The organism is Halobacterium sp. MBLA0001 (assembly GCF_049705385.1).
Taxonomy (GTDB): domain Archaea; phylum Halobacteriota; class Halobacteria; order Halobacteriales; family Halobacteriaceae; genus Halobacterium; species Halobacterium salinarum.
Genome location: NZ_JBNAMQ010000007.1, coordinates 1,885,563 through 1,907,246, shown reverse-complemented (window position 1 = coordinate 1,907,246; position 21,684 = coordinate 1,885,563). Strand labels below are relative to the sequence as shown.

Here is a 21,684-nt window from a genome sequence, read left to right as displayed (position 1 = left end):
ACTGGATGAGCATGAATCAGAAGCGGGAGGTGACGAGTGTCGACCTCGTCGCCCTCACGGCGGAGCTGAACGAGTACGCGGGGGCGAAAGTCGACAAGGCCTACCTCTACGGCGACGACCTCCTCCGCCTGAAGATGCGGGATTTCGACCGCGGCCGGGTGGAGTTGCTCGTCGAGGTCGGGGAGACCAAGCGCGCGCACGTCGCCGACCCGACGCACGTCCCTGACGCACCCGGGCGGCCCCCGAACTTCGCGAAGATGCTGCGCAACCGGCTTTCGGGCGCGGACTTCCATGCGGTCCGCCAGCACGGCTTCGACCGCATCCTGGAGTTCGAGTTCCGCCGGGAGGACGCCGACACCACCATCGTCGCGGAGCTGTTCGGCGACGGGAACATCGCGGTGCTGGACCCACAGCGTGAGGTCGTCGACAGCCTCGACACGGTGCGGTTGCAGTCCCGAACCGTCGCCCCCGGCCGCGACTACGGCTTCCCGGATGCGCGCGTGAACCCCCTCGACCTGTCCTACGAGGCGTTCGCCGAGCAGATGCGGGACTCGGACACCGACCTCGTGCGGACGCTGGCGACCCAGTTGAACTTCGGCGGGCTGTACGCCGAGGAGCTGTGCTCGCGGGCCGACGTGGAGAAGACAACGCCGGTCGCGGACGCCCCGGAGTCGACCCTCGAAGCGCTGTTCGACGCCAGCGAGACGCTGCTCGGGGACATCAGCGCGGGCGACCTCGACCCGCAGGTGTACTACGAGCCGACCGACGACGAGGACGAACAGGGGGCGCGTGTGGACGTGACGCCGATCGCGCTCGACGAGCGCGCCGACCTGCCAAGCGACGCCTTCGAGTCGTTCAACGACGCGCTCGACGACTACTTCACGAACCTCGACACCAGCGAGGACGAGGACAGCGGCGAGACCGTCGACCGCCCGGACTTCGAGAACGAGATCGAGAAGCAACAACGCATCATCGAGCAACAGGAGCAGGCCATCGAGGATTTCGAGGCGCAGGCCGAAGCCGAGCGCGAGAAGGCGGAGTCGCTGTACGGCCACTACGACCTCGTGGATGGGCTGTTGAGCGCCGTCCGCCAGGCCCGCGAGGCGGGCCACGGGTGGCAGCAGATCGCCGACACCTTCGACGACGCCGCCGGCGACGTGCCGGGCGCCGAGGCGTTCGTGGGCGTCAACGAGTCCGCGGGCATGATCCGGGCGCGGATCGACGATCACACGGTGACGCTGGATCCGTCCGCGGGCGTCGAGAAGAACGCCGACCGGCTGTACACGGAGGCCAAACGCATCGAGGAGAAGAAGGCGGGTGCCCGGGCGGCCATCGAGAACACGCGCGCGGACCTCGACGCCGTCAAGCAGCGCCGCGACGAGTGGGAGGCCGAACCCGAGAGCGAGCACGAGGACGACGCCGACGATGAGGTCGCGTGGCTGTCGCGGTCGTCGATCCCGATCCGCCACCAGGAGCAGTGGTACGAGCGGTTCCGGTGGTTCCGAACGAGCGAGGGGTTCTTGGTGATCGGCGGCCGGGACGCCGGCCAGAACGAGGAGCTGGTGAAGAAGTACATGGATCGCTACGACCGGTTCTTCCATTCGCAGGCCCACGGCGGCCCGATCACGGTGTTGAAAACCAGCGCGCCCAGCGAGCCCTCCAACGACATCGAGGTGCCCGAGCGGGACGCCCGCCAGGCCGCCCGGTTCGCCGTCGCGTGCTCGTCGGTGTGGAAGGACGGCCGGGGGGCCGGCGACGCGTACATGGTGTCGCCGGACCAGGTGTCGAAAACCCCCGAGTCCGGCGAATACCTCGAAAAGGGCGGGTTCGCGGTGCGAGGCGACCGCACGTACTTCCGTGATCTGTCGACCGAGTGGGCGGTCGGCATCACGTGTGAGCCCAACACCCGAGTGCTCGGCGGGCCGACGGACGCCATCCGCGAGCAGGTCGAGACGCGCATCGAAATCGAGCCCGGGCGGTACGCGCAGGGCGACGCCGCCAAGCGCATCTACCGGGAGTTCCGCGAGCGGTTCACCGACGAATCGTTCGTGCGAAAGGTCGCCAGCCCGGGCGAGATCCAGAAGTACATGCCGCCGGGCGGCAGCCGGATCGTCGAGGAGTGAGCGCGCCGGGGTGACCCCAAAGGAGTGAGCCTTTTCTCGTGGGGGTCCTGTGGGCGACCATGCAACTGAAGGACCGCCACACGGTCGAGGGGGGCCGCGAGCGCATCACGCTCGTTCCGGAGAGCCTCGACGACCTCTGGCACCTCGCGTACGTCCTGGAACCCGGGGATTTCGTGGCCGGGGACACCCACCGCCGGATCCAGCGCAACGACGACCAGATGCGGGACACGGGCGGCGAGCGCGAGCACATGTTCGTCACCATCGACGTCGGGGACGTGGAGTTCCACAAGTTCTCGAACCGGCTGCGGGTCTCCGGCACCATCGAGGACTGCTCGCGGGAGGACCAACTCGGCCTGCATCACACGCTGAACGTCGCGGAGCGCGAGGAACTGGAGGTCGAGAAGCACTGGCAGCCCGATCAGCTGAACCGCCTCAACGAGGCCGTCGAGGCCACCGATCAGCCGGATGTCGCCATCGCCACCGTCGAGGAGGGCGAGGCGCACATCCACGTCGTCCAGCAGTACGGCGTCGACGAGCAGGGGTCGTTCACGGCGACCACGGGGAAAGGCGAGCAGAACGACCGCGGCCGCGACGAGCTGTTCGGGACGCTCGCGGACGCGCTGGCGCGCATGCAGGCCGACGCCATCATCCTCGCCGGCCCCGGGTTCACCAAGCAGGACGCCCTCGATCACATCACCGAGGAGTACCCCGACCTCCAGGAGAAAATCACCATGGTGGACACGAGCGCGGTCGGCGGTCGTGGCGTCCACGAAGTCCTCAAGCGCGGTGCCGTCGAGGACGTCCAGGAGGAGACCCGCATCGCCGAGGAGTCCGAGCTCATCGACGAGCTCACCACGCAGATGGCGACCGACGGGAAGGCCGCCTACGGCATCGACGAGGTCCAGAAAGCCGTGGAGTTCGGCGCGGTCGAGGACCTGCTGATCCTCGATGAGCGCCTGCGACTGGAGCGCGCCGGCGAGGGCGACTGGGTGGACGTCGATGTCAACGACCTCGTCAGGACCGTCGAACAGCAGGGCGGGAGCGTGACCGTGTTCAGCCACGAGTTCGCGCCCGGCGAGCAGCTCCGGAACCTCGGCGGGATCGGTGCCGTCTTGCGGTATCGGCTCGACTGACGCCGATAATTCACACGCAGAGAAAAGAGTTAAAAAGCGCGTCCGGCATTCTTGGGGAAAATGAGCAACGATAATGACACTCTCGTGACCGCCGACGTTCGGAACGGGATCGACGGGCACGCACTCGCGGACCGGATCGGCCTCGACGAGGCGGAGATCGCGTGGCGGCTGTCGTTCACCGGGATCGACGACGACACGATGGCCGCGCTCGCCGCCGAACAGCCGTTGTTCGAAGCCACCGCGGACGCGCTGGTGACCGACTTCTACGACCACTTGGAGTCCTACGAGCGCACACAGGACCTCTTCGCGAACTCCACGAAGACCGTCGAGCAACTCAAAGAGACGCAGGCCGAGTACTTGCTGGGCCTCGGGCGCGGCGAGTACGACACCGAGTACGCCGCCCAGCGCGCCCGCATCGGGAAGATACACGACGTGCTCGGGCTCGGGCCGGACGTCTATCTGGGCGCGTACACGCGATACTACACGGGGCTGTTGGACGCGCTTGCCGACGACGTGGTCGCCGACCGCGGCGAGGAGGCGGCCGCCGCCGTCGACGAACTCGTGGCCCGGTTCCTGCCGATGTTGAAGCTGTTGACCTTCGATCAGCAGATCGCAATGGACACCTACATCGACTCGTACGCCCAGCGCCTCCGCGACGAGATCGACAGCCGCCAGGAGTTGGCGAACGCGGTCGCCAGCGACGTGGAAGCACCGCTGTCCTCGCTGGAGGCGACCTCGCAGGACGTCGCCGAGCGCACGGACACGATGCGGGCCGCGACCGACGACCAGGTCGACCGCATGGCGGACGTCAGCCGTGAGATATCCAGCGTGTCCGCGAGCGTCGAGGAGGTCGCCTCGACGGCCGACGACGTCCGCCGGACCAGCGAGGACGCCGAGGCGCTGGCCCAGCAGGGCGAGGCGGCCGCCGACGACGCGCTCGCCACGATGACCGACATCGACGAGGCGACCGACGGCGTCACCGCGGGCGTCGAACAGCTGCGCGAGCGCGCCGCCGACGTCGAATCAGTGACCGGCGTGATCGACGACATCGCCGAGCAGACGAACATGCTGGCGCTGAACGCGTCCATCGAGGCCGCCCGCGCCGGGGAGGCGGGCGAGGGGTTTGCGGTCGTCGCCGACGAGGTCAAAGCCCTCGCCGAGGAGTCCCGCGAGCAGTCCACGCGCGTCGAGGAGCTCGTCGAGCGGATGCAGGCGGAGACCGAGGAGACGGTCGACCAGTTGGACGAGGTCAACCAGCGCATCGGCGAGGGCGTCGAGCGCGTCGAGGAGGCGATGGAGACCCTCCAGGAGATCACCGACGCCGTCGAGGACGCCGCAAGCGGGATGCAGGAGGTGTCGACGGCGACCGACGAACAGGCGGTGAGCACCGAGGAGGTCGCCGAGATGGTCGACGATGTCGACGACCGCGCGGGCGAGATCGCGGCCGCCCTCGATGACATCGCCGACGCGACCGATCAGCAGGTCCGGACCGTCGAGGAGGTCCGCGAGACGGTCGGCAAGCTCAGCTAGAGCTCGACGCCGAGACCGTCGCGGGCGATATGGACTTCGCCGTCGAAGCCAGCCTCGTGGATCGACGCCGTCATCGCGTCGTGTTCGCCGTTGGTGTGCGGGTAGAGGTGGGTGAGATAGAGGTCGTCGACGTCGACGCCGGCCAGCGACGCGCCCAGTTGCGTGGGTGTCGGGTGGTTGGACACGTCGACCTCGTCCGGGAACGAGCAGTCGTGGACGAGCACCGACGCGCCGTCAGCGAACGCCCCCATTCCGTCGAACGCCTCGGTGTCGGCGCTGAACACGAGGTCGCCATCGTCGCCGCCGAACCGGTAGGCGAGCCCGGGCATCGAGTGTTCCGTTTCGATGGCCGTCACGTCGAAGCCCGCAACCCCGACGCTGCCGACATCGACCTCGCGCAGGGTCACGTCGACACGCCCCTGGAGGTAGTCGTGGACGTCCAGCAGGTCCGTCACGAGCGCGTCGGTGCCCGCCGGGCCGACGACGGTCAGCGTCTCCTCGCCGGCGAGCCAGCGCGCCTTCAGCAGCGCGAGCAGGTCGCTGACGTGGTCGAGGTGGTGATGCGAGAGCAGGACGGTGTCGACGCCCTCGTAGCCCACGTCGGTGCGGGCCAGGGTGTGCAGGACGCCGCTGCCGCAGTCCACGAGCAGTCGGCTGTCGCCGTCTTCGACCAGCAGTCCGGTCTGCATCCGCTGGCCGGTGGGCATCGCAGACCCAGTGCCGAGAAACGTCAGTTGCATGTCCAACCCGGGGACAGCAAGCGAGGTAAGCGTTCGGGAGTCGGCGGCGTCACTCCATGTCCGCCCAGTCGATCATGCGGTCGTACAGCGGCTCCGAGCGCAGCGCCCGCTCGTCGCCGACGAGCACGAGGCTCTTTTTCGCCCGGGAGAGCGCGACGTTCACCCGCCGGTGGTCCTCGAAGATGGGGCCCTCAAGCGTGCCGCGGGCGACGAACGAGACCACGATGACCTCCTTCGAGGAGCCCTGGAAGCGGTCGACGGTGTCGACGGCGACGCCCGCCGGGGTGCGTCGCCCGATCTCCGCGACTTGTGCGCGGAACGGCGCGATGACGCCGATCTCACCGGGATCCAGCCCGGCGTCGACGTACGCGGTGACGACGTCTGCGACACGATCGGCTTCCGCGGGGTCGACGTGGGCGTCGTCGGTGCCGGGCACGTCGTGGAACGTGACCCCGCCGTGGACGGCACCACCGGGGTCGACCCCAATGTCGGTGAGCCGCTGGCCAGCAACCTCGCTCGATGCCGGCCGCAGCTGGCCGTCGTAGAACTCGCGGCTGGAGAACGCCTGAATGCGCTGGCTCATCCGGTACTGCTGGTCGAGCATCACCGACGCCTCCGGGTACGTCTCGTGGAGGCGTTCGAAGAGGGATTTCGAGAGCCGGCCGCCGGAACGCACCACCGGCGGGAGCTGCTCGTGGTCGCCGACGAGCACGAACCGCGCGCCCCGGTTGATCGCGGCCAGCGTGTCCGGCTCGGTGAGCTGGCTGGCCTCGTCGACGAGCACCACGTCGAACTCCAGCTCCCGGAGGATGCGGGAGCCACACGTGGCCGTGGTGGCGGCGACGACGGGCGCCGACCGCAGGGCGGCCGCGCGCTCGCCGGGGTCACCGGACCGATCCAGCCGGAGGTCCTGCATGTCCGCCCGAACGCCGGTCTCCGTGCCGACCCGCACGATGTCCTCGTGGCCCTGCTGGCGGAGCGCGTCGAGGGCGTTGTCCACCGCGCGGTTCGTGAACGCCGAGACGAGCACGCGGTCGCCGCGCGCCACGAACGCCTGTACCAGGGTGGCGATGGTGTACGTCTTCCCCGTGCCGGGCGGCCCGTGGACGAGCGCGAAGTCCTCGGCGTTCAGCGCGCGGTTCACGGCCGCGTTCTGGGCGTCGTTGTTCGGGATCAGGTCGTGGTCTCCGCCTTCGAAACGGGGGCTGGCCCGGTCGAATAAGAGGTCCGTGCGGCGCTGGTCGCTTTTCAGCACGGCGCCGTGGAGCGCGGTCAGCATCCGGTCGACGGAGAGCTCCGAGGGGTAGACGTCTAGCCGGCAAAGCGAGACGGGTTCGTCGGTGGTGACCTCGACGCGGTCGGCGTCCAATCGCTCGACGCGCGCCATCTCCGCGCGCCCCGCCACGGGGTCGCCGTCCGAGGCGAGCACGCGGTCGCCCTCCCGGATCTTCGAGGCGGCGCTGCCGGGGCGGGTGGCGGTCAGCCGCCAGCGGCCGTCCGGAAGCTCCGTCTGCTCGGCCGGGCTGAGGCCGACGACGGCGCGGTCGTCCGCCGCGCGCTCGTCGGGGGACTGCTCCCAGAGCTTGCGGTATTCGTCGTGGATCGCGCCGCGCTCGGCCTCGATGGCGTCGTACAGCTCGTCGAAGTACGCGCGCTCCTCGGCGGGCACCGGATCGCCGATCCGGCCGGCCTTGGATTCCTGATCGAGGCGGCCCGAGACCACCATGCAGGTGTCCTGCTCGAAGCAGTAGTCGCATTTGGCGTCGGCCTCGTAGCCCGTCGGCGGGCCGTCGCTCGCTTCGAGGGCGGCGAGGTGGTTGCGCTCCCGCACGACGAACTCCAGGAACCCCCGGCCGATGGAGAACTCCTTGGCGGGCGAGAGGTCGCCGGACGCCTCGCTGCGGTCGACGGCCGCGTTCTTCGTGTACAGCAGCGTCCCCGTGTCCGCGGGGACGCCGTGCTCGTCCAACATCAGCGCGTAACAGGCCGCCTGCACTTTGTCGTGGAATCGGGGCTCGCGGTTCGTGTTCTTGCCCGTTTTCAGCTCCACGGGCATCCCGCGCCGGATGGCGTCACACCGGCCTTTGATGCCGAAGCGCTCGGAAACCAGCGTGTACTCCGAGCGCCACTCGTCCTCGTCGGTCAGCCGGCCCTGCTGGAGCCAGCCCTCGATGGCGCTGGCGTTGTCCCGCACGTCGGCCTCGACTTCCGCGCGGCTCCGACCCAGCAGCCCGAGCTCCAGGCCGGCTTCGTCGACCCGTTGGGCGACCGACGCCTCCAGATCGCGGCCCCGAAGCAGATCCCCGAACACCTCGTGGACGATCGTTCCTTTCGTCACCGGATACTTCAGCGGCAGCCCGGAGAGCTTGTTCAAGTAGTAGAGCCGCGGGCACTGCACGAACGACCGGATGTCGGTCACGTCCACGACGAACTCCGGTTCGACGACCACCCACGACGACGCCGCGGTTGCGTACCCCGCTCCGTCCTCGGTGGCGTCGTGCACCGCAAGCTCCATGCCCGCGTCGAGGTAGGTGGCCGTCTCCGTCCACTTCCCCCACAGGGACACGGGCACCGGCTCGGCCCCGGGGTCGGGCCGCACCCGCACCGTCACTACGTCCCGGTCGCCGTGCTGCGTGTCCACCGACGCGGGTGTGTCGACGTCGGTGACGACGCCCCGAATGTTCACGCACGACGGGTGGGGCGGCCGGCGAATAACGGTGTCGCTCTCCGGTGGGACGGCTGCGAGGACAGGGTTGAAGTCCACCACGCCACAACCACGTGGTGACATGCGCGTACGGGACTGGGACGACATCGTCGAAGACGTTGTTGGATCGTCTGGCGACCCGGACGACTGGCGGGCGGTCGCCGGCGACCGGGCGTCCGGGGTCGGCGAGGACCTCTACCTCGGCCACCCCGCGGCGGGCGTCTTTCACCTCAAGACGTACGCGAAAAACCCCTACGAGGTGCGCGGCGTCGGCACCCAGATCGCCCGCAAGGTCGACGACGGGCTGGCCGACTTCCTGCCCACCGGCGACGACGCCGACGGCCGGTTCGCGGTCCAGCAGCCGGTCGCCGACGAGGACGACGCCGAGACGAAAGCCAGCGAACTGGAGCAAGTCGTGCAGGCCCACGCCGACGCCCCGACGACCCCGGACGCGTTCTTCGATGACGTGATGGACGCCCTCGACAGCCCGGCGTTCGGACCCATGGAGTACGACCCCTACGACCGCCCGGATCCCGTCGAGGGGCTGGCCGAGGAGTTCCCCGACGCCGACGAGTTGCTCGACAGCGAGCTCGACGACCTCGTTGATGCGGACCGCGTCGGCCGCGGGTTCCAGTAGTCAGGCGGGGACGCGGGCGAGCCACCGCGGCGGCACGTCCAGCTCGTCGTCGGTCGGCAGATACTCGGGGTCGTCCCAGACCCGCGACGCGCCCGCGAGCCCGCGCTCCCCGGCGACGTACGCGAAGAACTCCCGACCGCGTTCGTACTGCTCGCGCTTGCGGTGGAGGCCGAGCAGCCGCGTAGCCACCGCCCCAAGCGGGCTGCGCTGGCCGCGGCGCGCGTCGAGTTTCCGCCGGAGGTCGTCGTACTCGCCGTCGAAAGCCTCGTCCATGAGGAGCTCGGCGTACCCCTCGACGGCGGTCATCGCGACCTGCAGTTCCTCGAACGCCGCGGTGTCGATGGTGCCGTCGGCGAGCGCGTCGACGCCGGTCCGGAGGCGGGTTTCGAGGTAGTCCGACAGCCACCCCGCCGCGCCGAACTCGGCGGCGTGTGTGACCTCGTGGAACGCGATCCACCGCCGGAACCGCGGGAACTGAACGCCGAGGCTGTCGGCGACGGCGACGATGTTGGGGTGCACGAAGTACAGCGCGTGGGCGTCGCTGGCGTCGGCGAGCAACAGCGGGTCGTACTGCCCCAGGACGTTGCGGGCGATGAACGCCAGCGCGCCTGCGGTGGTGGCCGTGTTGAGTGTGCGGGCGACACCGGGGAGCCGCGAGGGCTGTTGGTTCATCGGTTCGAACGCGCGCCGGAACGTCGCCACGTTGGCGTCCACCCAGTGGTGGCGGGTGTGGAGCGCAACCGTCTCCGGCACGTCGAAGGACAGCCCGGACACCGAGCGGATGCGGGCGCGTGCGTCCCGCACGTCGGCCGCGTACGCGTCGGCGGTGTCCTCGCCCAGCGCGAGGTCGCCCGGCGGCGTGGCACTGGTTGCGGCGTCGGCGACGCTATCCCAGTCGATAGCGCCACCGCCGTCGGCGCTCACGACGGCGCGCGCGCTTTCGAAGATCGACATACCGCAGTTCGGGCGTCTGAACGCAAATCTCTTCTGGAGGGCGCGAGGCTACGCCGCGTCACGCCGCCGGCGCAGACCCGCGAGCAGGCCCAAGGCGACCAGGACGCCGACCGCAACGGCGACGCCGCGGCCGCCACAGCCGCCGCCACAGTCCGCGTCAGCCGGCGGCGTCTGATCGGTCTCGTCGGCGTCGGTGTCGCTGTCACCAGTCCGCATGCTGGGGGCGGCAGTGAACTCCGAATCGTGGAAGTGGACTTCAAGCAGTCCCATGCGGTGGTGTTCAGCGAGCGCGCATTTAGCTGTTGGTGGTGCTGGATGCGGAGGATTGATCGGGTGGGCGACGGGAGAACGCGTATGGACGATGCGCGTCGCGCGTTCCTGGATGAGTTGCTCGCAGTCCACAGCCCGACCGGCCATGAGGCGGCCGCACAGCGCGTGTGGGTGGAGTACGTCTCGCAGTACGCCGACCGCGTGGAGACGGACGCCTACGGGAACGCCGTGGCCGTCGCCGAGGGCGACGCGCCCGCGGTGGCGTTCACCGGGCACGCCGACGAGATCGGGTTCGCGGTGGCCGAGATCACCGAGGCGGGGTTCGTTCGGATCGCCCCGATCGGCGGGCTGGATGCGTCCGTGACGCGGGGCAGCCAGGTCCGGATCGAGACCGACGACGGCCCCGTCAACGGGGTCATCGGGCAGGCGGCGGTTCATCTGCGGGACCACAGCGAGGACGGCGCCGCGCCGTCGGTGACCGAGCAGTACGTCGACATCGGGGCGGCGGACGGCGACGACGCTCGTGACCGTGTGTCCGTGGGCGATCCGGGGGTGCTCGTCTCCGAGCCCCGGGAGCTGGCCGGCGGCCGGCTGAACGCGCGCAGCCTCGACAACCGCACCGGGCTGTGGGTGGCCGCCGAGGGGTTCCGGCGCACCGTCGAACGCGACGTCGACGCGACGGTGTACGCAGTGAGCACGGTCCACGAGGAGATCGGCACCCGCGGCGCACAGATGGTTGGGTTCGACCTCGACGTGGACGCCGTGGTCGCCGCCGACGTGACCCACGCCGCCGACGATCCGATGTATCCGGCCGAGCGCGCGAGCACGGTCGCACTCGGCGACGGCCCCGTGGTGATGCGCGGCGGCACGAACCACCCCGTGGTGGTGTCCGCGCTCCGTGACGCCGCAGCCGACGCCGGGGCGTCGCTGCAGGTCGCCGCCCACCGGATCTCGACGGGCACGGACGCCGACGCGTTCGGGACGGCGGGTGGCGGGGTGCCGACCGCCGACCTGGGGATCCCGAACCGGTATATGCATACGCCGGCGGAGGTCGTTGACCTGGCGGACCTCGCTGCGGGGGCGGACGTGCTCGCGGCGTTCGCCGACCACGCCGGGGACCGGGACTCGTTTGCGGTCTCGGTCTGAGCGTCCGTTGGGAGCGGTCCGGTACGCTTATGGATGCCACCACCGGCGGTAGGTACATGAGCGGCCGACCACTGGATGTGCTGGAGGAGTCACTCGAAGAAACCGTCACCGTCCGCCTGAAGGACGGCGACGAGTTCACCGGCGTGCTGACGGGCTACGACCAGCACATGAACGTCGTCATTGAGGGCGAAGACACAACGATTATCCGTGGCGATAACGTCGTCACCATCAAACCATGACTGGCGCAGGAACCCCGAGCCAGGGGAAGAAGAACACCACGACGCACACGAAGTGCCGACGCTGCGGTGAGAAGTCCTACCACACGAAGAAGAAGGTCTGCAGTTCCTGCGGCTTCGGTGCTTCCGCCAAGCGCCGGGATTACGAGTGGCAGGGCAAGACCGGCGACAACTAAGCAGTTCTTTCTCCGCGTTTCGTTCCGGTCCGGACAGCCACTGGTCCGTGATCGCGCCCGGTTCGCCGAGTCGTCCGTCTCTACCCCCACCCATGGGTGCTGAACACACCCCTCACTGCAGTGTTGTGCATACTTCACGGCGATCGGGGCGTGTATTCGACACGGTTGCGGAAGGTTTACCCTATGGTGTCCGCAAGCGGGAGGTATGTCAGGCGGCCCCGCGGACGGACCCATGAGTGACCATCCAACCGAGAAATGTGGGGTCGTCGGTGCCTCACTGTCGGCCCGTGACGCCGCGCTTCCGACGTACTACGCGCTGTACGCCCTCCAGCACCGCGGCCAGGAGTCGGCGGGCATCGTCGCCCACGACGGCTTCCAGCAACACCAACACGTCGGCATGGGGCTGGTGGGTGACGCCTTCGACGAAGCGGACATCGACGCGCTGCACGGTTCGGCCGCCATCGGCCACGTCCGCTATCCGACCGCGGGGAGCGTCGACAAGTCCTGCGCGCAGCCGTTCTCGGTGTCGTTCAAGGGCGGTGCGCTCGGCCTGAGCCACAACGGCAACCTCGTCAACGCCGACGAGTTGCGCGCGGACCTCGCGGCAAGCGGGCACGCGTTCACCAGCGACGGCGACACCGAGGTCATCGCCCACGACCTCGCGCGCAACCTCCTCGACGCCGACCTCGTGGACGCCGTCGAGCGGACCATGGAGCGCATCCACGGGTCGTACTCGCTGACCATCATGCACGACGACACCGTGTTGGGCGTCCGGGACCCACGGGGGAACCGCCCGCTGGTGCTGGGGACCGTCGAGGACGGCTACGTCATCGCCAGCGAGTCCGCCGCGATCGACACCATCGGCGGCGATGTCGTCCGTGACGTCCGTCCCGGCGAGGCGATCGTCCTCGACGACGACGGCACGGGGTTTTCCGCCCACCAGCTCGTCGACCGCGACACCACCGCCCACTGCTTTTTCGAGTACGTGTATTTCGCGCGCCCGGATTCGGTCATCGACGACGAACTCGTCTACGAGGTCCGGCGCAACCTCGGCCGCCAACTGTGGCACGAGACCGGCGTCGAAAGCGATGTCGTGGTGCCCGTCCCCGACTCCGGGCGGGCGTTCGCGTCCGGCTACGCCGACGCCGCCACCGAAGACGGGAGCGACGTGGAGTTCGCCGAGGGGTTGATGAAAAACCGGTACGTCGGCCGCACGTTCATCATGCCCACCCAGGAGGCCCGCGAGCGCGCCGTCCGGCTCAAGCTCAACCCCATCAAGTCCACCGTCGAGGGGCAGTCGGTCACGATCATCGACGACTCCATCGTACGGGGCACGACCAGCAGCCAGCTCGTTGATCTGGTCCGAGACGCGGGCGCAACCGAGGTCCACGTGCGCATCGGCGCCCCCCAGATACAGGCCCCGTGTTACTTCGGCATCGACATGGCGACCCGCGAGGAGCTCATCGCCGCCGACCGGACGGCCGACGAGATCGCGGCGGAGATCGGCGCGGACTCGCTGTCGTATCTCCCGCTGTCCGCGGTCACGGCGGCCATCGGGAAGAGCGAAGCCGACATATGCGCGGGGTGTGTGACCGGCGCGTACCCATACGACGTCGACGGCGAGGCGACCGACCGGGACGCCGAGCGCCCGACAGTCACGCCGTCCAGCGACGACTGACCGCGCTCACCAGCCCCGGGAACCGCCACGGGTTTCGCGATGCACAGCGGGGCAGCGGTCAGTAGAGGACGTACAGCATGAGGTAGACGACGATGCCGAGCGCGAACGACACGAGCCACAGGGAAGCGGCGACGCGGCCCACCCGCGCGTGGTTCGAGTCGTAGATCTCGCTGACCGGGCGCGTGCCAGCCAACAAGAGCACGTAGTAGACCAGCGGGATGCAGGCGATCGCCAACCCCATGTGGATGATCAACACCGGCAGGTAGACGAACGTGTAGACCGCCCCCGTCGTCGGGAACGCGGTGGTGCCGTGGACGACGAGCCGGTAGAGGTACAGCCCCAGGAACGCCACGAACAGCAGGGTCGTCGTCGCCATCGCCGCGCGGTGTTTGGCCACGTCGCCGCGCCGGATCCAGCGCCACCCCGCGAGGATGGTGCCGATGGCAGCCGCACTGATCACTGCGTTCAGCGGCGGGATCGCGCCGATGAACCAGGCCGGTGCCTGTGGGAGCACGCCCGCCGGGATGACCCCACGGACGGCAGCCACGACGACCGCGATGGAGGCCACGCCGAGGACCGCCGCCAGCCCGGCGACGTGACGCCGAACGAATCCGTCAGCCATGCCCATGGGTTACGCGTGGCCCACCAAATCGGTTCCGTGTCGCGGTCTCACGCGCCGAGCGCGAATCGCAGGGGTTTTAATTCGGGGGCGGGTACCACTGAGTGCAGCAGCAACCGTACGCGAGCGTGGGTAGCCGAGCTAGGTCAAAGGCGCAGCGTTGAGGGCGCTGTCCTGTAGAGGTTCGCCGGTTCGAATCCGGTCCCACGCATCGCACTGGTGGGTTGTTCCCACCGCCTGCCACACCACACGTGGCGCTGCGATGCACGGTGATTTCCCCTCCCGGGACATCACCCACGCACAATTTCCTACTGGCGTCGATTCGTACAGCCCAGCGACTACCGTTCCTGGCGGCCACGCCTCGGAGAACCTGGTCCGTGAGTCAGTCCGCAAACGGCTGTGCGGGACCGGCGGTGCCGGCGTCCGTCGGCGTACACGAGAGGGTTGCTTCGACGCCGTTGTGGCTGACCGAGAGCGTCACGTCGTCGACGGTGCAGGTGTACTCGCTGACGTGTTTCCCCGAGCGGCGGATGCGGAGCGTCTCCGAGAGCAGTCCGGCCTCGGTGAGGCGGTCGATCTTGCGGTAGGCGGTCGAGGACGGGAGATCACATTCATCGGCGATCTCGCCGGCAGTCAACGCGGCATCGTCGGTGGATTCGAGGATCTGCCGGCATTCGGCGTCGTCGAAGGCGTCGAGGATCCGCTGCATGAGCTCGCCGGTCGCGGTGATATCGCTGTCGTCGTCGTCGGCCGTCCGGGATGGTGCTGCCAGCTGCGACTGACTCATTGTATCTCATCGGAATACCTACCCGGGGAGGTATTGCACCCCCCAACAACGGGGGTGGTTTAAGTGCCGTCGGTTTCGAGGGCGTCCCCCAGGAGTTTGCGCTGTGCGGCGAGCAGGTGCTCGGTGAACGTCGACGGCGCGATCCCGAGGTCGTCGGCCAGCGCCTGCGCGGTCGCGCCGCGGGGGCGCTCGAAGTAGCCCGCCTCGTAGGCGGTCGTCAACACCTCCAGTTGGCGGTCGGTGAGCTGGCCACGGTCGACGAACGCGGTGTCCTGGGCGGCGGTCCCCGTGGGTGCGCGGACCAGGCGCTGGATGTCGATGTCGGCGAACTCCGCGCGAAGCTCCCCGACGATCGCCTGGACGGTGTCGAACTCGCGGCCGTGAAACACGATCTGGAGCTCGCCGTCGCGGGCCCGATACCGGTTCACCGGCGTGTCGTGTGCGCCCAAGCAGACACAGGGACACGCCGCCTCGGCGTCGTGGCGAACACGATACAGGTGGCGGTCGGTGTACGTGAACACGGGGTCACGGTCGTAATCGTCGGGGACCGCGTCGGCGTCGATCAAGAACTCCGTGACCGGCGCGCCGTCGGCCGCGATGCTCGTCGAGACGTTCGTGATCGTGGTGTTTGCGCGCTCCGAGAGCACCGCGATCGGACACACCGGTGGCCGTGGGAACGACACAGTGACACGAATCCCAGCGGGCATCTACGAGTACGAGGCGCGTGCCGGTACAAGAATCCACGGGAGACGCGGTGCCGTTAGGCGTATGCCGCGTGATCCAACTCGATGCAGCGGCCGCTGATCGTGGTGGCGTCACACTCGTACAACTGGATGCGGAGGTCGGGCTTGTCAGCCCCCCAGATTTCGAACAGCGGGCGTTTCGCGTCCCCGAACTGCTCGATGCGTTCGACGGTCATCTCGTCGGTCGAGATCTCGGTGAGCGTCCCCTGAGCGACGACGCTCCGGTACTCGGGCGGCGACTCCTCGGAGACGACCAGCCGCACCGCCGGCGACGACGAGAGGAACGCCCGCTTCTCGCTGTCCGGCGTCGAGACCAGGCGTAGGAAGACGGTTCGCGACTCGGCGTCGTAACCGTACGAGATCGGGATCGCGTACGGCTCGTCGCCACGCGCCAACGACAGCACCCCGGTTTCGTTGCGGGCGAGCACGGCGTCCGTCTCCGCCCGCGACAGCTCGGTCTGTTGGTCCAGGGCCATTGGTCAGTGCCTCCACTTACCGGTGGGAATCTTTATATTTGGCCATCCGCGCCGCGCGAACGGCGCTGCACGCGCGGGCGACGCCAGCGCAGGGGTTACGTACACGACTGCTCGGCCGGCGCGAACGCATCGCCGTCGACGGCCGCCCCGCAGACAACACACCCGTTCGAGAAGAGGGCGTCCCGCATCGCGGGGTTGACCGTCATGGTCTCCCCGCAGTGGGGGCACGTGAACACGATGTCCTCGCTGGCGCTCATCGGTGAATTGGTATTCGACAGACTGGGATAAATGGCCCGCCCTGGTTCCAGTGCACTGGGAAACGCACGCCGCCACAGGCTACCGGTGGCGCTCGGCGAACGCGAACAGCCGGCGTGTGAGCGCGCGGACGCGGGCGGTGACGGCTGCCCCCATCCGTGGCACCGCCGGCAGCGACGCCGACAGCTCGCCGACGGAAACGGAGCGCAGGCGGTGGTCGGTGTGGACGGCGAACGCGTACCCCAACGCCGCCACGATCAGTGCCGGGAACCCGACAAAGGCAACGACGGACAGCGGCCGAATGGCGGTGGTGACCTGCGCGCCGAGCCCGTACGCGAGATAGACCGCCCCCGCCAGGACGCCGACGGCCGCCGTCCCGGTTGCCGCTCCGAGGCGGCGAGTGATGGCGTGGATGTGCGAGCAGTACGCCGCCGCGGTCGCAGCCGCGTGCCCGGCGGCGTCGCTGTCGCGGTCCGTCACGCCCGCGCGCTCGACGGCCCCCGTCTGCTCGCGCGTGAACGTCGGCAGCCCGGGGCGCGGTCGGAGCGAGCCATGCACCACAACGCCGGTCGCGAGCGCCGCGCCGACAGCCAGCGCGCCGACGCCCACCCAGACGGCGGGCGTGAACGCGAACGGCTCCTCGGGAGCCACCCGATACCGCTCGACCACGCCGAGCGTCGCCGCGAGCAGGACCACCCCCAACGCCAGCACCCGCCACGCCGTCGCCCGCACCCGGTCGAGCGCGTCCAAGTGGGCTTCCACGGGGGTGTCGAGCAGTGACACGCCACCGCCGGCCTGCCCCGGGGGCGCGGGCCGCCTGTCAGGGGGCGTTCCGCCCGGTGGCACGTCGAACGCCAGCGGGTTCTCGACGAGCTCCTCGACGAACCGCGCCGCCGTCCTGTAGCGCCCGGACAGGTCGGCGGTCGTGCCGTCGTTGCTGAGCCGGTACAGCGACCGCGACGTGCGCACGTCGTCGATCCCCAGGGATTTCAGCGACACGTGATCCAGGGCCGGCTGGACGTTCGTGAGCGTGACCACGCCCCATCCGCCCGCCGGATCGGTGAGCGCCGTGTGCCGTGCGACGTCGTCGCTGTCGACGCTCACCGACCACACCTGGCCGACAGCGCGCACGCCCCACTCGCGGTGGAAGACAACGTAATCACCGCGCTCCAGGTCGGCAACCACGTTGGTCTCCCGCGTCGCCCACGCGTGCGTGTCGGACAGCGACCGCACCAGCGACGATACCCGCGGCGGTTCAACGGCCGTCGTGTAGTCAGCGCCGAACGCGTCGGTGAACTCGGGGCTGTGAAGCGCCGCGAGATACACGTGATCGGCGAACTCCCCGCGCATATCGGGTGGCTTTCGCCTCCTCGTACTTAGGTATGGCTTGGTCACAAACCGGGTATTAAAATAACATCGCCCACGTACGGCAACGCATGCCGAAGTACTCGACCGGTGGCGCCGGCAGCGGGGGCGGTGGGCAGGCCTGCGAGCTCTGTGGGTCGACCGCCGACTCGTTGCAGGATGCAAACGTCGCCGGGGCGGAGCTCACCGTCTGCCCGGACTGCGCGAGCCACGACGAGAGCGCAGCCGCCGACGCCGACGGAGACGCCGCCGACGCCGACCGGACGCAGCGCGCCGTTGAAAACCAGGCCCAACAGTTCGACGCGGTGACACGCGGGGACTCCAGCCACTGGGAGGAAGACGGCACGAACTACGAAACCGACCAGCTGCCGTACCTGGTCTCCGATTACGGCGAACGCGTCGTGCGCGCCCGCCAGGACGCCGGCCTCCAGCGGTCGGAGCTCGCCGCGGAACTGGAGATCGACGACGCGGACGTGCTGGCCGTCGAGCAGGCCCGTGCCACGAAGGCCAACGTCGGCGGGTCGGTCATCGCCGCGCTCGAGGACTTCCTCGACGTCCAGCTCAGCGACGACTGACCACGCCACGCCGGACAGCCCGGAAACCAGACAGCTTTTTTCGACAGCACCCACGAGAGGGTGTATGGACTTGTCCGCCGAGCAGCGTCGGATGCGCGAATCCGTCCGCGAGTTCGCCGTCGAGGAGATCCGTCCGGTGGCCGCCGAAGCAGACCGCACACAGTCGTTCCCCGAAGAGGTCTGGGACGACCTCGGGGAGCTCGGCGTCACCGCGATGACGACGCCGGCGTCGTACGGCGGCCTGGACGTGGACTCGCTGACCTACAGCGTCGTCAACGAACAGCTCGCGTACGGCGCGCTGTCCGTCGCAACCGCGCTGTCGGTGCACTGCCTGGCGACCTCCTGCATCGCGGAGTTCGGCGACGACGACCAACAGGAGCGGTGGCTGCCGGAGATGGCCGACGGCCGCCCGGTCGGCGCGTTCGCGCTGTCCGAGCCCGACGCCGGTTCGAACCCCGCACAGATGTCCACCACGGCGCGCCGCGACGGCGACGAGTTCGTGCTCAACGGGAAAAAGCAGTGGATCACGAACGGGAAGCGCTCGGGCGTCGTCATCGTGTTCGCGAAGATCGACGGGGACGACGACAAGATCACGCAGTTCCTCGTGCCCAAGGACGCCGACGGCCTCACGGTCGGCCCCAAGGAGGACAAACTCGGGCTGCGCGCCAGCGACACCACGTCGTTGCTGTTCGACGACTGCCGCATTCCGGCCAGCAACCAGCTCACAGAGGCGGGCCGCGGGCTGTCGGCCGCGCTCCACATCCTCACGGGCGGCCGGATCGGGATCGCCTCCCAGGCCGTGGGCCTGAGCCAGGCCGCCCTCGACGCGGCGCTCGCGTACGCCGACGACCGCGAGCAGTTCGACCAGCCGATCTCCGAGATCCAGACCATCCGGCACAAGCTCGCGGACATGGAAACCCAAGTGCAGGCCGCCCGCCTGCTCTCCCGGGACGCCGCACGGATGGCCGACGCCGGCGAGGACCACCAGACCGCGGCCGCGAAGGCGAAGTATTTCGCCAGCGAGGCGGCCGTCGACGTGACCAACGAGGCGGTCCAGATCCACGGCGGCTACGGCTACACCAAGGACTTCGACGTGGAGCGGTTCTACCGCGACTCGAAGATCACGACCATCTACGAGGGGACCTCCGAGATCCAGAAGGAAGTCATCGCGCGCGGCCTGATCGACTGACCACCGCGGCTACGCGTCGTCGACCCGCTGTGCGGGCACGCCGGTCACCGTTGCGCCGGCCGCCACGTCGTCGGTGACGACCGACGCCGCGCCGACGCTGGCGTTCGCGCCGATTTCGATGTCACCGAGCAGCGTCGCGTTCGCGCCCAGCGTCACGCCGGCGCGCACCGTGGGGTGTCGGTCGACCGGCCGGGAGTCGTTGCCCCCCAGCGTGACGCCGTGGTACATGTGCACGTCGTCGCCGACGACTGCCGTTTCGCCGATGACGACGCCGTGGCCGTGATCGATGGTGACCCGGCGGCCGATGTCGGCGTCGGGGTGGATCTCGATGCCAGTGAGCAGCCGCACCCAGTACGCGACCAGGCGGCCGGCGGTCGGCCACCGGTCGTACAGCGGGCCGGCGAGGAAGACGTGCGCCCAGACGGCGTGCAGGCCGGGATACGTGAGCGCGACGTCGAGGCGACTCCCGGCTGCGGGGTCCCGTCGCCGCATCGCACGGACGTCCTCACGGATGCGTGCGTACATTCGATGTGTCGAACGGCCACGGCGGGCGGTTGCGTGTGATGCTGGTGTCGTGCATGCGGTATCCTCGGGCAGCCCCGGGGAAAAGTCCCCCGAGGTGGCGTGCCCGCTTCGACCACCGAAGCCACTAACCGCGACGGGGGCGAACCGTGTGCCGTGACAGGCGGCTACGAGGCGGTTGTCTACGACCTCGACGGCACGCTCGTGCGCTTGAACGTCGACTGGGCGGCGGTCAAAACCGAGGTGTCCCGCGTGCTCCGTGAGGCCGGCCGGGAGACCACGGACGCCGACATGTGGTCGGTGTTGGCGACCGCCGATGACGCCGGCGTCAGAACGGCGGTCGACGACATCATCACCGAGCACGAACTCGCGGGCGCGGACACGGCCGCCCGGCTTCCCGCGGCCGACGACATCCCCCGCGACGTCCCCGTCGGTGTGTGCTCGCTGAACGCCGAGGCGGCCTGCCGGCGCGCCTTAGCCGCCCACGAGCTCGCGGACGCGGTCGCGGTCGTCGCGGGCCGGGACACGACACCCGCGATGAAGCCCGACCCGCGGGCGCTCGAATGGGTCACAACCGAACTCGGTGTGGCCCCCGCTGACACGCTGTTCGTCGGGGATTCGGCGTCCGACGAGACGACCGCCGAGCGCGCCGGCGCTGACTTCCAGTGGGTGTAGCGGTCACGCAGCGTGGCGGCGCGCGTACGCGAAGACAGTGACCGCGGTCAGAAACCAGATGATCGCGCCGATGCGCACGGCAAACGACACGCGGGAGGCCCACGTGGGGAGTGAGTAGCCCGTCGAGAGCGCAGTCACGATGGGGGCCCCGACGACGATGGTGACGACGAACGTGGTCTGCATCACCCACGCGTAGTCGACGCCGTCCGGGTCGGTGCGTGCTTCCAGTTCCGGCACACCGGTCTAGATGGTCGCGGTGTGCTTAACTCTCCCGTCACGGTGCCGCGTCGCATACGTTTAACACCGCGACCCACCGACATCGTCGTATGCCAACGGTGAATTCAGTGCGGCGTGCGGGCAGCACCGACGAGGAAACCGACCCGGTGACGATGCTGACCGCGTACGACGCCCCCACGGCGTCGGTGGTCGACGACGCCGGCGTCGACATGATCCTGGTCGGGGACAGCGTCGGGAACGCGAAGCTCGGATACGACACGACGCTGCCCGTCTCCGTCGACGAGATCGCGTCGGCGACCGGCGCGGTCGCACGCGCCACCGCGGACGCGGTCGTCGTCGCGGACATGCCGTTTCTGAGCTTCGGCGCCGACGAGACCGAGAGCGTGCGAAACGCCGGCCGCATGCTCAAAGAGGAGGACGCCGACGCGGTGAAACTCGAATCCGGGCCGCACACGGTGTCGCTGACCGAGACGCTCACGTCGCTGGGGATTCCCGTGATGGCGCACCTCGGGTTGACCCCCCAGCACGTCAACCAGCTCGGGGGGTATTTCCGGCAGGGCACCGACCAGGACAGCGCCGAGCGCATGCTGGATCTGGCGCGCGACCACGAGGCCGCCGGCGCGTTCGCGCTCGTGCTCGAACACGTGCCGGCGAACGTCGCCGCCGACATCACCGACGCCATCGACATCCCGACCATCGGTATCGGCGCGGGGCCGGACACCGACGGCCAGGTGCTCGTGATCTCGGACGTGATCGGGATGTCAGAACGCAGCCCGCCGTTCTCCAAGCAGTTCGGGGACGTGAACCGAGAAATGGCGACCGCGGTCGACGACTACGTCGACGCGGTCGAATCCGGGTCGTTCCCGGCGGCCGAGCACAGCCACGTCGCCGACGACGTCGACGACGTGTACTGA

24 protein-coding genes and 1 tRNA gene are annotated in these 21,684 nt (G+C 69.2%); 13 read left to right on the top strand and 12 right to left on the bottom strand.

Annotated features, from left to right (window positions below; all coding sequences use genetic code 11):
- Nucleotides 1-11 precede the first annotated feature (11 nt).
- From rqcH to hemAT, 3 genes are read left to right on the top strand one after another with little or no spacing between them, the layout of a single operon-like run.
- Nucleotides 12-2,123, top strand: coding sequence for a ribosome rescue protein RqcH (rqcH, locus tag ACOZ32_RS11320; RefSeq protein WP_205251893.1), 2,112 nt, complete (start codon nt 12-14; stop codon nt 2,121-2,123).
- A 59-nt stretch (nt 2,124-2,182) separates the two neighbouring features.
- Nucleotides 2,183-3,256 (top strand): mRNA surveillance protein pelota, encoded by a 1,074-nt coding sequence (locus ACOZ32_RS11315; protein ID WP_205250834.1) that lies wholly within the window; start codon nt 2,183-2,185, stop codon nt 3,254-3,256.
- Nucleotides 3,257-3,316: 60 nt separating this feature from the next.
- Entirely contained in the window at nt 3,317-4,786 is a 1,470-nt protein-coding gene (hemAT, locus tag ACOZ32_RS11310; RefSeq protein ID WP_205250833.1) for a heme-containing aerotactic transducer HemAT, read from the top strand.
- Here the strand turns inward: hemAT and ACOZ32_RS11305 are convergent.
- Nucleotides 4,783-5,526, bottom strand: coding sequence for an MBL fold metallo-hydrolase (locus ACOZ32_RS11305; protein ID WP_205250832.1), 744 nt, complete (start codon nt 5,524-5,526; stop codon nt 4,783-4,785). The genes hemAT and ACOZ32_RS11305 overlap by 4 nt on opposite strands.
- A 49-nt stretch (nt 5,527-5,575) precedes the next feature.
- Nucleotides 5,576-8,212 (bottom strand): DEAD/DEAH box helicase, encoded by a 2,637-nt coding sequence (locus tag ACOZ32_RS11300; RefSeq protein WP_205250831.1) that lies wholly within the window; start codon nt 8,210-8,212, stop codon nt 5,576-5,578.
- Nucleotides 8,213-8,312: 100 nt separating this feature from the next.
- On the opposite strand from ACOZ32_RS11300, the gene ACOZ32_RS11295 reads away from it, so the two are divergent.
- Entirely contained in the window at nt 8,313-8,867 is a 555-nt protein-coding gene (locus tag ACOZ32_RS11295; RefSeq protein ID WP_012289342.1) for a hypothetical protein, read from the top strand.
- Here the strand turns inward: ACOZ32_RS11295 and ACOZ32_RS11290 are convergent, their stop codons facing one another.
- Nucleotides 8,868-9,821: a zinc-dependent metalloprotease gene (locus tag ACOZ32_RS11290; protein WP_424335221.1), complete on the bottom strand. Its 954-nt coding sequence runs from the start codon at nt 9,819-9,821 to the stop codon at nt 8,868-8,870.
- Nucleotides 9,822-9,869: 48 nt separating this feature from the next.
- Nucleotides 9,870-10,091 (bottom strand): hypothetical protein, encoded by a 222-nt coding sequence (locus ACOZ32_RS11285; protein WP_205250829.1) that lies wholly within the window; start codon nt 10,089-10,091, stop codon nt 9,870-9,872.
- A gap of 84 nt (nt 10,092-10,175) precedes the next feature.
- On the opposite strand from ACOZ32_RS11285, the gene ACOZ32_RS11280 reads away from it, so the two are divergent.
- The 4 genes from ACOZ32_RS11280 to purF all read left to right on the top strand — a co-directional run bounded on the left by ACOZ32_RS11280 (nt 10,176) and on the right by purF (nt 13,327).
- Nucleotides 10,176-11,237, top strand: coding sequence for a M20/M25/M40 family metallo-hydrolase (locus tag ACOZ32_RS11280; RefSeq protein WP_424335220.1), 1,062 nt, complete (start codon nt 10,176-10,178; stop codon nt 11,235-11,237).
- Nucleotides 11,238-11,293: 56 nt separating this feature from the next.
- Nucleotides 11,294-11,476, top strand: coding sequence for an LSM domain-containing protein (locus ACOZ32_RS11275; RefSeq protein WP_012289341.1), 183 nt, complete (start codon nt 11,294-11,296; stop codon nt 11,474-11,476).
- Nucleotides 11,473-11,649, top strand: a complete 177-nt coding sequence (locus ACOZ32_RS11270; protein WP_010903091.1) for a 50S ribosomal protein L37e — start codon at nt 11,473-11,475, stop codon at nt 11,647-11,649. The genes ACOZ32_RS11275 and ACOZ32_RS11270 overlap by 4 nt, the downstream gene beginning before the upstream one ends.
- Nucleotides 11,650-11,854: 205 nt before the next feature.
- The gene (purF, locus tag ACOZ32_RS11265) at nt 11,855-13,327 is read left to right on the top strand and encodes an amidophosphoribosyltransferase (RefSeq protein ID WP_205250827.1); all 1,473 of its coding nucleotides are present in this window, start codon (nt 11,855-11,857) and stop codon (nt 13,325-13,327) included.
- A gap of 58 nt (nt 13,328-13,385) precedes the next feature.
- Here the strand turns inward: purF and ACOZ32_RS11260 are convergent, their stop codons facing one another.
- Nucleotides 13,386-13,955: a DUF420 domain-containing protein gene (locus tag ACOZ32_RS11260; RefSeq protein ID WP_010903089.1), complete on the bottom strand. Its 570-nt coding sequence runs from the start codon at nt 13,953-13,955 to the stop codon at nt 13,386-13,388.
- 117 nt (nt 13,956-14,072) lie between these two features.
- On the opposite strand from ACOZ32_RS11260, the gene ACOZ32_RS11255 reads away from it, so the two are divergent.
- Nucleotides 14,073-14,157 (top strand) — tRNA-Leu (locus tag ACOZ32_RS11255).
- A 171-nt stretch (nt 14,158-14,328) separates the two neighbouring features.
- Here the strand turns inward: ACOZ32_RS11255 and ACOZ32_RS11250 are convergent.
- From ACOZ32_RS11250 to ACOZ32_RS11230, 5 genes are all read right to left on the bottom strand, one after another.
- Nucleotides 14,329-14,733, bottom strand: a complete 405-nt coding sequence (locus tag ACOZ32_RS11250; protein ID WP_010903088.1) for a winged helix-turn-helix domain-containing protein — start codon at nt 14,731-14,733, stop codon at nt 14,329-14,331.
- 59 nt (nt 14,734-14,792) lie between these two features.
- Nucleotides 14,793-15,440 carry a DNA-binding protein gene (locus ACOZ32_RS11245; RefSeq protein WP_010903087.1) on the bottom strand — a complete coding sequence of 216 codons (648 nt, stop codon included), beginning with the start codon at nt 15,438-15,440 and terminating at the stop codon, nt 14,793-14,795.
- 53 nt (nt 15,441-15,493) lie between these two features.
- Nucleotides 15,494-15,952, bottom strand: coding sequence for a pyridoxamine 5'-phosphate oxidase family protein (locus ACOZ32_RS11240; RefSeq protein WP_010903086.1), 459 nt, complete (start codon nt 15,950-15,952; stop codon nt 15,494-15,496).
- 95 nt (nt 15,953-16,047) lie between these two features.
- A complete protein-coding gene (locus ACOZ32_RS11235; protein WP_010903085.1) occupies nt 16,048-16,209 on the bottom strand; it encodes a DUF7560 family zinc ribbon protein in 162 nt (53 codons plus the stop codon).
- A 79-nt stretch (nt 16,210-16,288) separates the two neighbouring features.
- A complete protein-coding gene (locus ACOZ32_RS11230) occupies nt 16,289-17,557 on the bottom strand; it encodes a hypothetical protein (protein ID WP_205250826.1) in 1,269 nt (422 codons plus the stop codon).
- A gap of 86 nt (nt 17,558-17,643) precedes the next feature.
- Between ACOZ32_RS11230 and ACOZ32_RS11225 the strand changes: the two genes are divergently transcribed.
- Nucleotides 17,644-18,147, top strand: a complete 504-nt coding sequence (locus ACOZ32_RS11225) for a helix-turn-helix domain-containing protein (protein WP_010903083.1) — start codon at nt 17,644-17,646, stop codon at nt 18,145-18,147.
- 64 nt (nt 18,148-18,211) lie between these two features.
- On the top strand, nt 18,212-19,336 hold the full coding sequence (locus ACOZ32_RS11220) for an acyl-CoA dehydrogenase family protein (RefSeq protein ID WP_010903082.1): 1,125 nt from the start codon (nt 18,212-18,214) through the stop codon (nt 19,334-19,336).
- Nucleotides 19,337-19,345: 9 nt separating this feature from the next.
- On the opposite strand, the gene cysE is transcribed toward ACOZ32_RS11220, so the two are convergent.
- Nucleotides 19,346-19,861, bottom strand: a complete 516-nt coding sequence (gene cysE, locus ACOZ32_RS11215) for a serine O-acetyltransferase (RefSeq protein ID WP_010903081.1) — start codon at nt 19,859-19,861, stop codon at nt 19,346-19,348.
- A 153-nt stretch (nt 19,862-20,014) separates the two neighbouring features.
- Here cysE and ACOZ32_RS11210 point away from each other — a divergent pair, with 153 nt between their 5' ends.
- Nucleotides 20,015-20,533, top strand: a complete 519-nt coding sequence (locus tag ACOZ32_RS11210; protein ID WP_012289340.1) for an HAD family hydrolase — start codon at nt 20,015-20,017, stop codon at nt 20,531-20,533.
- Nucleotides 20,534-20,536: 3 nt separating this feature from the next.
- Here the strand turns inward: ACOZ32_RS11210 and ACOZ32_RS11205 are convergent, their stop codons facing one another.
- Complete coding sequence (locus ACOZ32_RS11205; protein WP_012289339.1) at nt 20,537-20,770, bottom strand: DUF5822 domain-containing protein; 234 nt, start codon at nt 20,768-20,770, stop codon at nt 20,537-20,539.
- Nucleotides 20,771-20,859: 89 nt separating this feature from the next.
- Here ACOZ32_RS11205 and panB point away from each other — a divergent pair, with 89 nt between their 5' ends.
- Nucleotides 20,860-21,684 carry a 3-methyl-2-oxobutanoate hydroxymethyltransferase gene (panB, locus tag ACOZ32_RS11200; protein WP_205250825.1) on the top strand — a complete coding sequence of 275 codons (825 nt, stop codon included), beginning with the start codon at nt 20,860-20,862 and terminating at the stop codon, nt 21,682-21,684.

Excerpts from the sequence above, each read along its gene's own strand:
- rqcH (WP_205251893.1), top strand. The coding sequence starts at position 12 with ATGAATCAGAAGCGGGAGGTGACGAGTGTCGACCTCGTCGCCCTCACG.
- ACOZ32_RS11315 (WP_205250834.1), top strand. The coding sequence starts at position 2,183 with ATGCAACTGAAGGACCGCCACACGGTCGAGGGGGGCCGCGAGCGCATC.
- hemAT (WP_205250833.1), top strand. The coding sequence starts at position 3,317 with ATGAGCAACGATAATGACACTCTCGTGACCGCCGACGTTCGGAACGGG.
- ACOZ32_RS11305 (WP_205250832.1), bottom strand. The coding sequence starts at position 5,526 with ATGCAACTGACGTTTCTCGGCACTGGGTCTGCGATGCCCACCGGCCAG.
- ACOZ32_RS11295 (WP_012289342.1), top strand. The coding sequence starts at position 8,313 with ATGCGCGTACGGGACTGGGACGACATCGTCGAAGACGTTGTTGGATCG.
- ACOZ32_RS11290 (WP_424335221.1), bottom strand. The coding sequence starts at position 9,821 with ATGTCGATCTTCGAAAGCGCGCGCGCCGTCGTGAGCGCCGACGGCGGT.
- ACOZ32_RS11285 (WP_205250829.1), bottom strand. The coding sequence starts at position 10,091 with ATGGGACTGCTTGAAGTCCACTTCCACGATTCGGAGTTCACTGCCGCC.
- ACOZ32_RS11280 (WP_424335220.1), top strand. The coding sequence starts at position 10,176 with ATGGACGATGCGCGTCGCGCGTTCCTGGATGAGTTGCTCGCAGTCCAC.
- ACOZ32_RS11275 (WP_012289341.1), top strand. The coding sequence starts at position 11,294 with ATGAGCGGCCGACCACTGGATGTGCTGGAGGAGTCACTCGAAGAAACC.
- ACOZ32_RS11270 (WP_010903091.1), top strand. The coding sequence starts at position 11,473 with ATGACTGGCGCAGGAACCCCGAGCCAGGGGAAGAAGAACACCACGACG.
- purF (WP_205250827.1), top strand. The coding sequence starts at position 11,855 with ATGTCAGGCGGCCCCGCGGACGGACCCATGAGTGACCATCCAACCGAG.
- ACOZ32_RS11260 (WP_010903089.1), bottom strand. The coding sequence starts at position 13,955 with ATGGGCATGGCTGACGGATTCGTTCGGCGTCACGTCGCCGGGCTGGCG.
- ACOZ32_RS11250 (WP_010903088.1), bottom strand. The coding sequence starts at position 14,733 with ATGAGTCAGTCGCAGCTGGCAGCACCATCCCGGACGGCCGACGACGAC.
- ACOZ32_RS11245 (WP_010903087.1), bottom strand. The coding sequence starts at position 15,440 with ATGCCCGCTGGGATTCGTGTCACTGTGTCGTTCCCACGGCCACCGGTG.
- ACOZ32_RS11240 (WP_010903086.1), bottom strand. The coding sequence starts at position 15,952 with ATGGCCCTGGACCAACAGACCGAGCTGTCGCGGGCGGAGACGGACGCC.
- ACOZ32_RS11235 (WP_010903085.1), bottom strand. The coding sequence starts at position 16,209 with ATGAGCGCCAGCGAGGACATCGTGTTCACGTGCCCCCACTGCGGGGAG.
- ACOZ32_RS11230 (WP_205250826.1), bottom strand. The coding sequence starts at position 17,557 with ATGCGCGGGGAGTTCGCCGATCACGTGTATCTCGCGGCGCTTCACAGC.
- ACOZ32_RS11225 (WP_010903083.1), top strand. The coding sequence starts at position 17,644 with ATGCCGAAGTACTCGACCGGTGGCGCCGGCAGCGGGGGCGGTGGGCAG.
- ACOZ32_RS11220 (WP_010903082.1), top strand. The coding sequence starts at position 18,212 with ATGGACTTGTCCGCCGAGCAGCGTCGGATGCGCGAATCCGTCCGCGAG.
- cysE (WP_010903081.1), bottom strand. The coding sequence starts at position 19,861 with ATGTACGCACGCATCCGTGAGGACGTCCGTGCGATGCGGCGACGGGAC.
- panB (WP_205250825.1), top strand. The coding sequence starts at position 20,860 with ATGCCAACGGTGAATTCAGTGCGGCGTGCGGGCAGCACCGACGAGGAA.